The organism is Methanoculleus sp. UBA208 (assembly GCF_002498065.1).
In the GTDB taxonomy this organism is placed as follows: Archaea; Halobacteriota; Methanomicrobia; order Methanomicrobiales; family Methanoculleaceae; genus Methanoculleus.
Window position 1 is genome coordinate 1 of the sequence record NZ_DAFZ01000023.1, and the last position, 12,997, is coordinate 12,997.

Here is a 12,997-nt window from a genome sequence, read left to right on the forward strand (position 1 = left end):
CCCTCAGGCCAGTCGTAACCCGAAACTAGGCCAGTCGTAACCCGAAACTCTCCGGGTTTTCAAGTTCCTGTCCGGTGCACGTTGAAGTGCTCAAGTTCGCTCGTGTTCGCACTCCCCCGGCAGCGGTCTCCCCGCGCTCCCCGGGTGGCGGGAACATCAAGATTTATATAGTACGGACCATATCCTTCCCCCGGTGATATACCGTGACAAATGGAGACCTCTCGGCTCAGGTGTTTGAGCCGGTTGAAGAACTGGCCCGTAATGTCATTCTGTTTCTGCCAAACCTCATTGCAGCAATCGTCATTCTCATCATCGGCTGGATCCTCGGGCGCATCCTTGGAAGAGTAGTTGCCGAAGTCCTCGACCGAATCGGCGTCGACGACGCTCTCCGGAAGACATCGGTCGGACAGCAGATCGAACGATCCACGATGAACATAAGCCACCTCTTCGACCTCATCGTCCGCTGGTTCATCTACCTCATCGCAATCCTCGCAGCGGTCAGCGTCCTGCAGATCCCGGCCCTGACGGCGGCGGTCGCGGCCATCGTAGCCTACATCCCGAACATCGTCGCATTCATCATCATCCTGGTCGCCGGATTCATCCTGATCGACTGGCTGATCGACATGCTCCAGAACATGGGGGAGGTGCAGCAGATCCAGGGCTTCGGGCTGATCGCGATGCTGCTGCGGGCGTTCCTCTACTTCGTCGTCGCCATCCTCGCGCTCCAGCAGCTCTTGATCGACCTCTCGATCATCTACGTCTTCGTTGTCCCGATCGCCTGGGGAGTCGGACTCGGCCTCGGTGCGGCGATCGCCATCATCGTCGGGCTCGGCCTCCGCGATCGGGCGCCGGAGATGATGGACCGGTTGATGGGCAAGGTGAAAAAAGAATAACCTTTTTTTCAGCAGGCGGGCTTACAGCCCGCCGAATTTCCTGACATGCTCCCTGGCACGCCGGTAGCGCTGATCCCGGTCCCCTGAGGAGGGACTGCGGCCGTAGTGCCGCCGGTCCTCCCCCACCGGGCAGACTTTGATGCAGATCCCGCAGGGGGAGATGTGGCGCCGGGCGAGTTCGGCGCTGTTTCGCGCGCAGGCCGCCCTGTCGGTGAGGCCCTCGGGGTAGTCCCGGTCGTCGAGCGCGCCCGCGGGACAGGCGCTGACGCAGAGCATGCACCGGGTGCAGAGGTTTTCCGTGAGCAGGGGGTCGGGCGGGAGGTCGGCGGCGGTGAAGACCGAGCCGAACCTGACCCGGGGGCCGTACTCCGGCGTGAGGAGGGTGTTGTTCACGCCGAAGGTCCCGAGCCCCGCGAGGAGGGCGGCGTGACGGTGCGAGAAGAAGGCGACGGGGTTCTTCTGGAGCGCCTCGATGCTTCCGTAGCCGTCCCGGGGGACGAAGACCGACAGGTAGCCGCGGTCGTTGAGGAAGGAGGCGAGCCGGTAGGTGTACTGGTCGAGCAGGGTGTTGACGGTCTTATAGAGTTCGTGGTAGTAGATGGAGGGAGAGGTCTCGAGCACCGGGAGGTGGACCGGGAGGCCGATGACGATCACCGACCGGGCCTCCGGAAAGATCGACTGCGGGTAGAACTCTTCCGGCATCCAGGGTAGGAAAGGCGGGTTCTCCCACCGGTCCGTCCCCGCGACCCCGACGAGCGGGATCTCCATCTTCCGGCACCGCTCGAGGACGGCTGCCTTCAGGTCGCTGTTCATGGGTATCGATCTCTTGTGTCCTGCGGGAAAAAATCTTCCTGCTTCGCGACCCTCCCCGACTCAGAAAGCCAGGCGGACGAGCCCCACTGCCGCTGCAATGACCACGACGATCGCGATCGCCCACCCGGCAAGCATGCAGAGGAGCGAGGTGATCCGCGGGTACTGGAAGGCCCAGGCGACGACCGGGGTTCCGTAAAGGGCTATCCCGGGGATCCATATGATCGGGATGAGCATCAGGGCGCCGTAACGTTTCAGGTAATCGATATTCCCTGCCTTTTCGTCGATCTTCCGGAGAAGCCCCTGAACCATCCGGGAGCGCCCGGCGAAGAGGTCGCAGACCTCGTGGATGCCGATCATGACTGCGACCGCCACCGATGTCAGGAAGACCAGCACGACCGCAGGGTGCAGGCCAAGCGAGAGGCCGACGACGGCCGCGGCTGCCTGAAGGAGAAGGGTCGATCCGATGAGGGCGAGGACCGCCGGCGGAGGCACGCCGAAGGCAAGGCCGAGAAGGAGCGGGATCACCAGGATAAAGAGGAGCACGAATGCTGCGGCTCGCGCTATCCGGAACCGGCAGGTGCCCGGGGAGAGAGCCCGCCCGCATGCCTCGACGGCAGCAACCCTCACCATTGTTCTCCTGTGTACCCCGGAGGTAGATGAACCTGCGCACCGGGACTGTCCCGGGCAACCCTGGTGGAGATGAATAATCTACCTGCACCCGGTGTTTGGTGACTGTGCTTTCTGTTCCCGGTGCGGGTCGAGAGCCGGTGCCTGCTGCCGCAGGTGCGAACCGGGGCGGTGACCGACCGACAGCAGGAGAGACGATGTAAAAGAGCCAGGTTTTTATCCCGGGCAGACCTACACCCACGTTTATGAGCGAGACTGAAGGTCGCTTTGAACAGGGGCGGTGGGTCCCCAATCCCCCCCCTGCACCGGAGGAGGAGCCGGCACCGGCCTCCCCCACCGTCGACGAACGTATGCAGGAGGCATCCCAATCGGTCCGGAAAGCGGTCAACGATGTTATGAACGCGGGCCACCACCTCTTAGGGACGCCCGAGGGGCACGAACATATCCAGCAGGCGGCACGCAAGGCCGGGGAGGATCTTGAGCGGGCGATCGACTCCTGGGCGGAGTCCGCACGGCAGGCCTTACGGAGAACGTGAGGAGGTCGAGAGGTACTCCGTGACGCGGGCGACGACCTCGGGGTTTCTCGGCAGCATGATGTGGCAGTAACGCTCCGGGTGCCGGGCCAGGTTCCCGGGGTCCGCCGGGAGCACCTCCACCCCCGCTCCCGGGAGAAGTGAGTCGGTGTGGGGAACGATGCCGTCGCCGGCATATGTCGTCCGCCACTCGCCTTCCGGGCCGAACTCCCAGGTTTTCCCGCCGAAGGCCGGGAAGAACGCCGGGGTCGCGGTGAGGTTCGCGGCGAGGACGATCCGGTAGGCGATGTCGTCGCGGGTCCCGGCGTCCCGGAGCGCCGCAACGATCCGGCTCCCGGGCCGGAACTCCTGGACGATGGTGTCCTCCCGGGGGTCGTAGTCCTGCGGCACGAACACCCCGATAAGCCGCCGGATCACTTCGGGACCCCGAACGGGGTCGTTGAAGAGTTCGGCCATGGCCGAGCCGTTGTTCGGGGGGCCGATCCCGACGAGCTGCCGGACATCTTCCTCCCGTTTATCGCCGTCGAGGACCTCGAGGAGGTACCGGGCGATGCACGTCCCCATCGAGTGGCAGACGACGTCGACCGGGCCGCCGTACCCGGTCTCCTCCCGCTTTTCATTGATATAGTCCCGGAGAGCGAGGGCGATCGTCTCCGTCCCGGCACCCTGCATTGCGGTGTGGTCGAACCTCCAGAAGGGCACCTCAGCCCCGGAAAGCGCCGGAATGAGGCGGTTCCAGATGCCGGGATGGCTCCGCCACCCGTGGACCAGGACGGCCGGACACCGGTGGTTCATCCGGATGGTAGCACGCCTCCTCCGGGCAAGCAGCGGTTCATCCATTCATGATCCGATGCCAGCTGCGATGTAGGTTTCGGCGGCGGTTATCCTACCACCATCTTGTTTGCCTTCAGGAAGAAGCCCGGCGGCATCGGTCGGTCGAGTTTCCAGGTGATGCTCATCGGTCGGCTCCCTTCGTGGGAGAGGTACCGGGCAGTCCCGAGGAAGAGATACGGTTGCGTGACGCCGTCGACCCTGTTGTACTCGCGGACGAAGAGGAGGATCTTTTTCCCCTGCTGTTCGTGCTTGATGTAGCGCTGACCGGTCGGTGACGACGCGGATGTGGTGCTCTGGGACTGCCAGTGGAAGAGGTTCTCGTTGATCGCGTAGTCCTTGTATTTTTAACCATCTATGATCCGCCCTCCACTTTCGCCCCACGCGCGGCGGGACATTAAGTACAAAAAGGAAACTATAATTTCTTGTCCTGGCAAACCCATCAGTTAGGCTCAATTTCATTTCGATCAGGGGCATTAGGTGAAAGTTCCAATGGCAGCTCAGTATGTAGTGCTTGACATGTTCGCAGGTGCAGGCGGACTCACTGAGGGCTTTTTCCGGAACGACTTCAACATCGTTTCACATATCGAGATGAACACCCATGCCGCACGAACACTTGAAACTCGGGCATTATATCACGCCCTCGTTGAAAAAGGGCATTCAAATATTTATTATCGTTACTATAACCAAGAGATGACCCGGGATGAATTTCTTGAAGAGTGTACATCGGCCGACATTCCAGATCCGGGGGTCATAAGTTGTGAATTATCGCGCGCGACCGAGGATCTGATCGTAAAGCAGGTCTACGGAAGACTTGCTGAAATTGATCGGGACGGGGTGGATGTAATTATTGGGGGTCCGCCCTGCCAGGCATACTCTCTGATTGGAAGAGGCAGGGACCCGGAAAGTATGCGGAACGATCCTCGAAACCATCTGTATCTTCACTACCTCCGGTTCATCAATGAATTTGAGCCGGAGATATTCGTCTTTGAAAATGTCCCGGGTCTTATCAGTGCCAGAAATGGCGAAATATATTCGGATTTCCTCCGAAGGATCGATCACCTTGGATATTACACCCACGCTGAACCGCAGATACTGAATGCACGGGATTTCGGGGTCCTGCAGAATCGGAGGCGTGTCATCTGTATTGGATGGAAAAAAGACCGCAACTCTGAATATCCGGTATTCGGATGTGATGAATCACGGCATCGAGTATGGAATGTGCTGAGGGATCTTCCGGAGCTTGAACCCGGAACGGGTACCGACGGCCCCCAGAGTTATAGATCTGTGCGTCCCTGTGAATACCTCCGGAAGTACGAAATCCGCAATGGCCAGAAATATGTCCGACATCACATTGCCCGGAGCCATATTGACAGAGATCGTGAGATTTACAGAATCGCGATACGGATGTGGAACAACAGTAAAAAACGTCTGCGATATAATGAGTTACCGGAGAACCTGAAAACACATAAAAACCAGTCATCATTCCGGGATCGTTTTAAAGTGGTCGATGGTGATGGGCTGTCCCACGCCGTTGTTGCTCATCTGTCTAAAGACGGACACTACTTTATCCATCCGGACATCAGGCAGGCCCGCTCCCTTACAGTGCGTGAAGCTGCCCGCCTCCAGTCATTCCCTGATAATTATCTCTTCGAAGGCCCGAGGACCGCACAATATGTCCAGATTGGAAACGCAGTCCCCCCGCTTATGGCCACAGGGATTGCACGGGAAATCAGGATCCTGCTCGAAAAAACCTGAAATCAGAATCAAAAGTTTTAACCTTCTTTGCATGTCATTTCCGATAAAGTGAGCTTGCTTTCCCGGCACAGCGCCATCAGGAATGACTGAATATGGATTATGATATACCAGGCGGTTTTGAAGTAGTAAATCCCGATCCTGGGGCGTTGATTGAATCATTAAGGTCATTCGGTTACAGCCTTGAGGCATCCATCGCTGATATCGTCGATAACAGTATCACAGCAGGCGCCCGCAATATTCATATTCAGTTTGCCTGGCGTGGGGAGCAGTCCACCATTGCCATTATGGACGACGGCTGTGGAATGACCGAAGACAAGCTGGTTAACGCCATGCGGCCTGGAAGCAGGAGTCCTCTGGAAGAGCGTGATCCCGGTGACCTCGGCCGGTTCGGGCTCGGTCTGAAGACTGCCTCGTTTTCTCAGTGCCGTAAGCTTTCTGTCGGATCGAGAGCAGTCGGACATGAACCGGCTATGCGAATCTGGGATCTCGATTATGTAAACCAGTGCGGAGAGTGGCGATTAAAGAAGGTAGATCCCCGCGATAATGGCGACGCCTTTTCAGTCCTTGAAACTGGAACAAACGGCACAGTTGTTCTGTGGGAACAGATTGATCGTCTGGTTGGAGGTGCTGAGAAGGATGATCACCGGCGTGAAAACCTGTTCTATGAGCATATTGACACGGTTAAAAGTCATTTAAGCATGGTATTTCACCGGTTCCTTGAAAATCAAAACACCCTGAAAATCTTTATCAATAACCGCCCGCTTTCCCCGTGGGATCCATTCCTAAGAAATCATCCCTCGACACAGCTCCTTCCAGAAGAACCCCTTTACCATTCAGGGCAAAAGATAACCATCCGTCCGTTTGTCCTTCCCTACCGGGCAAAGTTAAATGACAGGGCATATGAGACCGCGGGCGGGCCAGGTGGCTGGAATTTGCGCCAGGGATTCTATATTTACCGCAACAACCGCCTTATCGTCGCCGGTGATTGGCTCGGTCTCGGTTTCAGGAAGGAGACCCATACCAAACTTGCCCGGATTCTCGTGGATATCCCTAACTCAATGGACGAAGACTGGAAGATTGATGTCAGAAAATCCGTCGCCCGCCCTCCCGCTCACCTCAGGGACGATTTCAAACGTATTGCCCGTCTGACAATCGAGCGTGCTACGGCAGTTTACCGGCACCGGGGGAAGGTTATTGAGCGCCAAACTGCCGAGGATTATGTATTCCCGTGGGATACGAATGTCAGGAATGGCACGTACTTCTATACCGTCAACCGCAGCCACCCCCTTGTTGCGGCCGTCCTTGAGAATTCCGGTGGCAACAGGAAGAATATCGAGGCGATGCTGAGGCTTGTTGAGGAGACCGTCCCGGTCCCGACGATTATCGTAAATAACACGGAAAACCCTGACAGGCTTCGCCGTCCCTTCGAAGGCTGTCCATCGGGAGAACTTCGTGCAGTGATGAATGAGATCTGGTTATCTATGAGACAATCAGGGGAATCCATTGCTGATATCAGAGAGCGAATTATCCGGATGGAACCATTCTGTGATTATCCAGAGCATGTAGCAGTTTTTCTCGAATCAATGGAGGAAAGTTAATGACAGATGCTTATGACAAGGCAGTTAGGATCGTCCTTCTCATGCTTGGAGGGGACCCGAATCCGACCTCTGAAAAAATCCGGAATAATGTGGATCTGGTTATTAGAATGCTTGAGGCGGAAGGGAATACTGATCCTGTGGATTGTGATCGGCTGATCCGGGAGATCGAGTCCCGATGTGCAACCTGGCGGGGGCAGGCTGCCTGTCTGGATGCGCCCCGGAACCACATTGCCTGGCTCCCGGATAAAAAAAATCAGATTGAATGGAAATTCCGGAAACGGTACGATCGCTATCTGATGGAAAAGAAAGGATTCTCTGAACAGAGTGTCATGAAACTGGATGAGCTCACAGATCGTGTGCTGGAGCGGCTTGAAGATCCGCAGAGAGAGGGAGCGTGGGACTGTCGGGGTATGGTGGTCGGACACGTTCAGTCCGGGAAGACGGCGAATTATACAGGTCTTATCTGTAAGGCAGCCGACGCAGGATACAAACTCATTGTCGTTCTTGCTGGCATGCATAAGAGTCTGCGAAGCCAGACGCAGCTGCGCCTTGACGAAGGTTTCCTCGGTTTCGACACCCGGCTGAACCGCGCTTTTGATCAGACAAACCTCCGGATTGGTGTTGGAAATCTTGTAGGAGAAAATTTAATCACAGTTCACTCGCTGACCAGCAGTGCGGATAAAGGTGATTTCAACCGGACAGTTGCATCCCAGGCCGGAGTCATGTCAGGAGGTCACGACCCGGTGTTGCTGGTCGTCAAAAAGCAGAAATCCGTCCTAGAAAATCTTATCAACTGGGCTGTCAGTATCAGAGGGGAAAATGACCCCGAAACCGGGAGAAGGATCGTGCATGAAATCCCGCTTCTGGTTATTGATGATGAAGCGGATAATGCCTCGATAAATACGAGGCGGATCACCCAAAATGAAGAGGGGGTGATGCCTGATGATTATGACGTCACTGCGATAAACGGTCAAATCCGCTCTCTTCTCAGTCACTTTGAGAAGAGCGCGTACGTGGGTTATACCGCGACACCGTTTGCCAACATTTTTATCCATCCGGAGGGAGAGCACAGGATCTACGGTGAAGATCTCTTCCCACGTGATTTTATCATTAATCTCCCGCCACCACCGAACTATATAGGGCCGTCACAGCTTTTCGGCGCCTTTTGTAACAATGATGATGACACGGAAAATCAGAATGATCTCCCGATTATTAGGGAAATTGATGATTATGAGCAGTTCATCCCCGACAATCATGAAAGTGAACACGCACCTGACGAACTACCTGGATCTTTAAAAAGAGCAATAAAATCCTTTGTTATTTCCTGTGCTGCCCGTAAGGTCCGCGATACCCGGAAAAACCATAACTCAATGCTGATCCATGTAACTCGGTATACTAATGTTCAGGGAGAAATATACAGACTGGTCCGTGACGAACTGCTCTTCGTGCGCCGCCAGTTGGAGTATGCCGGTGATTCGCAGTCTCCCGGGGATATATACCGCGAGATGGAGAGACTCTGGGAATCGGATTACGTCCCGACGACACGCTCTGTTCTGCACCAGATTGAGGATCCGCTGATTACTGAAATGACCTGGGAGGATGTACGGACGGAGCTGCTGCCCGCTGCAGCCCGGATCGACGTCAGACAGATCAACGGGACGGCACGTGATTTGCTGGATTATGGCGAGCATCCTGACGGACTGAATGTTATTGCAATCGGCGGGGAAAAACTCTCCCGAGGGCTGACACTGGAAGGACTCAGCGTCAGTTACTATCTGCGGGCATCACGAATGTACGATACGCTGATGCAGATGGGTCGGTGGTTCGGTTTCCGGCCGGGCTACATTGATCTCTGCCGGCTCTACACGTCCCCAGAGTTGGTCAGGTGGTATCGGCATATCAGCCTTGCATCCGAAGAGTTGCGCACTGAACTTGACTATATGGCAAGCCTGAATGCCACTCCGGCCGATTACGGTCTCCGAGTCAGGACACATCCGGAAGGGTTGCGGATCACCGCCGTGAACAAGATGCGGACCGGTACAGTAATGAGAGTGTCGTTTGGTGATTCCCTTATTGAAACCGTTTTCTTTGATAAGAATCCAGTTATTCTCCGGAATAATCTGAATGTGATCGATCAGTTTATCCGGGATTTAGGCAGTCCTTCACCCAATGCTTCGTCAGGACGGCATATGCTCTGGAATAGTGTGCCGACGCAGGAAATTCTCAATCTTTTGGACAGGTATATAGTGCACGAAGAGTCCAGAACGGCAAACCCAGATCTCCTGAAAGCATATATGCAGAAGCGGCTATCCCGGGGCGAACTTACACACTGGACTGTTGCCCTGATTAACAACAGTAGTACAGCAGCCCAGACATACACCATCGGAGGTCACGAGATTGGCCTGACCATCCGTACACCTGGTGAAAATACGTCTGATTCGAAATATGCACTGAAGAAAATGCACATCATTGATCCCAAGCATGAATTTATCGACCTCACTCAGGAGCAGATTGCTGAAGCTCTTCGGGAGATGCGAGCAGATCCTGCACGAAGATCTAGGTCAGAGAAAGAACCAGAGTTCCCGAGTGGTCGATATATCCGGAGAGTCAGACCGACGGAGAGGGGGTTGCTTCTGATCTATCCCCTCGATCACAATCCACCGGGGGTTGAAATGCCAGTTATGGGGCTTGCATTCAGTATTCCCAGAAGTGCGAGGGACGACGAGGTGGAGTATATAGTAAATAATACCTACTGGGAGCAGGAGTTTGGTGACTGAAAACTTCGATGGTATATGGGCAGAACTGGAACAGCACGCCGAATACGCTACCCAGGAGGGAATCCTCTCGCTGCGAATCCTTCAGGACTCGGCGTTCGACTTCCTTCTCGGGGTGCAGGTTCCAGAGAACATCCGGATGCTCCTGATCCGGATTGAGCGTGAGAATGTGATCAATCAGTTGTCACTTCCACGTTCAAAAGGTTTTGAGATCAGGCAGACTGTTCTTCCGGAAGACCGGAGGCACCATGCAACGATCCAGCTAGTCCTGAGCGATCGCCGGTATCAGGATATCTTCTCCCGGCTTACGGGAGATGTTGCATCCTCCTGCTCCCATGAACCTTCAGAAAAGGCAATGATCCATGCCCTTCTCCAGAGGCTGACGATGTGGCAGCAGTTCCTCGACCGGTACGGAGCAGAGGGATTGAGCCCCGCCGCTCAACGGGGTTTGTATGGTGAACTCAGATTCCTCCATGACTACCTTATGCCTGCTGTCGGGGTCGCGCAGGCTGTTCCGGCATGGACGGGACCCCGAAAAGTCCAGCAGGATTTCCAGATCTCCGGGATTGCCATCGAGGTGAAGACCAGCATTGCCAAGCAGCATCAGAATGTGTCGGTCGCAAGCGAACAGCAGCTTGATGACACCGGTCTGGATGCGCTGTATCTGTATCATCTTTCACTCCGGGAGGTGCATGACGGTGGCGAAACACTGCCAGGGATTATTGACAGAATACGCAATGATTTGTCGAACGATCCTGATGTATCCAGACATTTCGAGGATCTTTTGATTCTCGCAGGCTATCTGGATGAGCACCGGGGAAGGTACGAGGGTACAGGTTACGCAGACCGGACCATGCAGACATTCCACGTCCGGGAAGGTTTCCCCCGGATAACCGAGCAGGCTCTTGTTAACGGGGTGGGGGACGTTCAGTATTCAGTGAGTCTCGCTGCCTGTGCCCCTTTCATCGTGGACGACGGGAATTTCCGGGCAGAGATTGTGAGGTCCAGGCATGAGTGATACGGATCTTGAGCAGTTTGCGGAGAATTTTCATCAGGATATTATTGTTGGTTCCCGGGACGTGGATGCCGGGGTGTTCTCTGAAGAGCAGTTCACAGATCTGATGCTGGGGTATCTTGCCGATGCAGGCGAGATAGATGACCGTGAAATCTGCTCGCATCAGGCCCGGGGTATCAAAGTAAACGGGTATGCATTTTTCAATGATAATGAGGGTCTTGATCTGTTTGTTTCGCATTATACCGGTGAATGTCCGCCGGTCCGCGTTGCGAAGGGGGACCTCCAGCAGCAGCTGAAACGACTCAGAACATTCTTTGAACGGGCGGTCCAGCGTGAATATGCGAACCTTGAAGAATCCTCGCCGGCCTTTGACCTTGCCGACCGCATATACCAGCTCCGGGACAGGCTGACCCTTGTCCGGCTGTTCGTTCTGACCGATGGCATTGCCAGCATTGATGCCATTGAGGATGAGGACTGTGGTTCATACCGGATCTCCAGCCATGTCTGGGATATCCAGCGACTTCACCGGCTGGTGAGCTCGGAGAGCCGGCCGGAACCGATCGAGATTGATTTGACCCGCGAGTTTGGGAAACCTCTTCTGTGCCTTCCGATGCCGGAAGAAAACCCTGTGTACACTACATATCTCTGTATCATTCCGGCAGACGTTCTTGCGGATCTCTACGGAATGTTCGGTCCCCGGCTTCTGGAGCGGAACGTCCGGGCATATCTCCAGATGAGGGGAAATGTCAACAAAGGGATCCGTGAGACGATTCTCAACAATCCGCATATGTTCTTGGCATACAACAACGGCATATCTGCAACGGCTGAAGAGGTCGAGCTGGTGGATACAGACAGTGGCATGCCGGGGATCCGCCGGATCCGTGACTTTCAGATTGTGAACGGAGGACAGACAACCGCATCGATCTACCACACCCGGACAAAGGACAAGAAGGATATCTCAGGAGTTTACGTTCAGGTTAAACTGACCGTTCTGAAAAATCCAGACGATGTCGACTACATTGTTCCGAAGATCTCTGAATGCGCCAACAGTCAGAACAAAATAAATGCTGCTGATTTTACCTCAAACGATCCATTTCACGTTGCCATCCAGAAATTATCCCGTCAGATATGGGCTCCGGCAAAACGAGGGAGCCAGAGGGAAACTCACTGGTACTATGAGCGGGCGCGGGGACAGTATCAGGATGATAAAGCACGAAAAATTACCCCGAAGCAGAGGAGGGTTTTCGGGGAGCAGAACCCGACCGGGCAGCGTTTCACCAAGACAGATCTTGCGAAGTTTGAACAGTCTTGGGACCAGCTGCCTCATATCGTCAGTCTCGGTGCGGAGAAGAATTACCGTGATTTCATTATCCGATACAGGGAGCGGGGCGAGTTTGTTCCGGATGCCGAATACTTCCGGCTCCTGATCGCACAGGGAATTCTTTTCAGACGCACGGATAAGATCGTCTTGGGCCTGAAATATGGTGGTTATAAGGCGAATATCGTTACTTACACGGTTGCCCTTCTGTCGAAGCTCACAAGTCAGCGTATTGACCTTGAGCGGATCTGGAAGGAGCAGGGGCTTTCACCGGCTCTTGAAGATACAATCGTCGCTCTGTCACGGATAGTGCAGGCACACATCACGACTCCTCCCGGAGGCAAGAACATCACTGAGTGGTGCAAGAAGGAGGAGTGCTGGGAATCGCTGCTAAATAAGGATATCCTGCTTCCCGATACATTAAAACCGGAACTGGTCGACGAAGACACCGTACTTACACGTGATGTCAGAGCCCGTTGTGGGTCAGATGAAACCGGGACTTCCGGCAGTGAGCAATTAGACGGGATGACAGCCCGGCACGAGTCTGCACAGCAGGGGGATTCCATTGACTATGAACAGTTTATCCAGAAACTGACTCCTCAGAAGTGGCTGAAGATTATTCGAGACGCTGCCGGAGCAGAGTGTTTTTCTCGTGAGGAGATCGCTCTTCTCAGGCGGATGCAGAAGATGTCCGGCAGAAGAATGAAACCGAAGAAGGCACAGATTGTACAGGCCGGGAAAATACTGCAGACACTGGCGGAAAAGGGCCAGAAAGAAGGGGCTGAGTCATAGTATTTTTTTTCCGTGGTTCTCGTGCAACCTCAATGTGGCAGATAA

Annotated in this window: 11 protein-coding genes; 7 read left to right on the plus strand and 4 right to left on the minus strand. The window is 55.0% G+C overall.

What is annotated here, in order from left to right:
* Positions 1-203: 203 nt before the first annotated feature.
* Entirely contained in the window at positions 204-893 is a 690-nt protein-coding gene (locus tag BRA62_RS01685; protein WP_292364357.1) for a mechanosensitive ion channel family protein, read from the plus strand.
* A 21-nt stretch (positions 894-914) separates the two neighbouring features.
* On the opposite strand, the gene BRA62_RS01690 is transcribed toward BRA62_RS01685, so the two are convergent.
* Both BRA62_RS01690 and BRA62_RS01695 read right to left on the minus strand, forming a co-directional pair.
* Entirely contained in the window at positions 915-1,706 is a 792-nt protein-coding gene (locus BRA62_RS01690; RefSeq protein WP_292364358.1) for a 4Fe-4S binding protein, read from the minus strand.
* A gap of 60 nt (positions 1,707-1,766) precedes the next feature.
* A complete protein-coding gene (locus tag BRA62_RS01695; protein ID WP_292364360.1) occupies positions 1,767-2,336 on the minus strand; it encodes a hypothetical protein in 570 nt (189 codons plus the stop codon).
* A gap of 242 nt (positions 2,337-2,578) precedes the next feature.
* On the opposite strand from BRA62_RS01695, the gene BRA62_RS01700 reads away from it, so the two are divergent.
* Positions 2,579-2,869 carry a hypothetical protein gene (locus BRA62_RS01700; RefSeq protein ID WP_292364361.1) on the plus strand — a complete coding sequence of 97 codons (291 nt, stop codon included), beginning with the start codon at positions 2,579-2,581 and terminating at the stop codon, positions 2,867-2,869.
* Here the strand turns inward: BRA62_RS01700 and BRA62_RS01705 are convergent.
* Together BRA62_RS01705 and BRA62_RS01710 are read right to left on the minus strand one after the other, a co-directional pair.
* Positions 2,855-3,706 (minus strand): lipase family alpha/beta hydrolase, encoded by an 852-nt coding sequence (locus BRA62_RS01705; protein WP_292364362.1) that lies wholly within the window; start codon positions 3,704-3,706, stop codon positions 2,855-2,857. The two genes, BRA62_RS01700 and BRA62_RS01705, sit on opposite strands and share 15 nt — an antisense overlap.
* 41 nt (positions 3,707-3,747) lie before the next feature.
* Positions 3,748-4,026, minus strand: a complete 279-nt coding sequence (locus BRA62_RS01710; protein WP_292364394.1) for a DUF3427 domain-containing protein — start codon at positions 4,024-4,026, stop codon at positions 3,748-3,750.
* A gap of 163 nt (positions 4,027-4,189) precedes the next feature.
* On the opposite strand from BRA62_RS01710, the gene BRA62_RS01715 reads away from it, so the two are divergent.
* From BRA62_RS01715 to BRA62_RS01735, 5 genes are all read left to right on the plus strand, one after another.
* On the plus strand, positions 4,190-5,455 hold the full coding sequence (locus BRA62_RS01715; protein ID WP_292364364.1) for a DNA cytosine methyltransferase: 1,266 nt from the start codon (positions 4,190-4,192) through the stop codon (positions 5,453-5,455).
* Between the two features lie 92 nt (positions 5,456-5,547).
* Positions 5,548-7,053, plus strand: coding sequence for an ATP-binding protein (locus tag BRA62_RS01720; RefSeq protein ID WP_292364365.1), 1,506 nt, complete (start codon positions 5,548-5,550; stop codon positions 7,051-7,053).
* A complete protein-coding gene (locus tag BRA62_RS01725; protein ID WP_292364367.1) occupies positions 7,053-9,830 on the plus strand; it encodes a Z1 domain-containing protein in 2,778 nt (925 codons plus the stop codon). Before BRA62_RS01720 ends, BRA62_RS01725 begins: the two co-directional genes overlap by 1 nt.
* Positions 9,823-10,845, plus strand: coding sequence for a PD-(D/E)XK motif protein (locus tag BRA62_RS01730; protein WP_292364368.1), 1,023 nt, complete (start codon positions 9,823-9,825; stop codon positions 10,843-10,845). The genes BRA62_RS01725 and BRA62_RS01730 overlap by 8 nt, the downstream gene beginning before the upstream one ends.
* Complete coding sequence (locus BRA62_RS01735) at positions 10,838-12,952, plus strand: AIPR family protein (protein WP_292364369.1); 2,115 nt, start codon at positions 10,838-10,840, stop codon at positions 12,950-12,952. Before BRA62_RS01730 ends, BRA62_RS01735 begins: the two co-directional genes overlap by 8 nt.
* The last annotated feature ends 45 nt before the right edge of the window (positions 12,953-12,997 follow it).

Bases quoted from the DNA above. Each gene is read 5' to 3' on its own strand.
- BRA62_RS01690 (WP_292364358.1), bottom strand. From the start codon at position 1,706: ATGAACAGCGACCTGAAGGCAGCCGTCCTCGAGCGGTGCCGGAAGATG.
- BRA62_RS01725 (WP_292364367.1), top strand. From the start codon at position 7,053: ATGACAGATGCTTATGACAAGGCAGTTAGGATCGTCCTTCTCATGCTT.
- BRA62_RS01695 (WP_292364360.1), bottom strand. From the start codon at position 2,336: ATGGTGAGGGTTGCTGCCGTCGAGGCATGCGGGCGGGCTCTCTCCCCG.
- BRA62_RS01705 (WP_292364362.1), bottom strand. From the start codon at position 3,706: ATGGATGAACCGCTGCTTGCCCGGAGGAGGCGTGCTACCATCCGGATG.
- BRA62_RS01735 (WP_292364369.1), top strand. From the start codon at position 10,838: ATGAGTGATACGGATCTTGAGCAGTTTGCGGAGAATTTTCATCAGGAT.
- BRA62_RS01700 (WP_292364361.1), top strand. From the start codon at position 2,579: ATGAGCGAGACTGAAGGTCGCTTTGAACAGGGGCGGTGGGTCCCCAAT.
- BRA62_RS01720 (WP_292364365.1), top strand. From the start codon at position 5,548: ATGGATTATGATATACCAGGCGGTTTTGAAGTAGTAAATCCCGATCCT.
- BRA62_RS01715 (WP_292364364.1), top strand. From the start codon at position 4,190: ATGGCAGCTCAGTATGTAGTGCTTGACATGTTCGCAGGTGCAGGCGGA.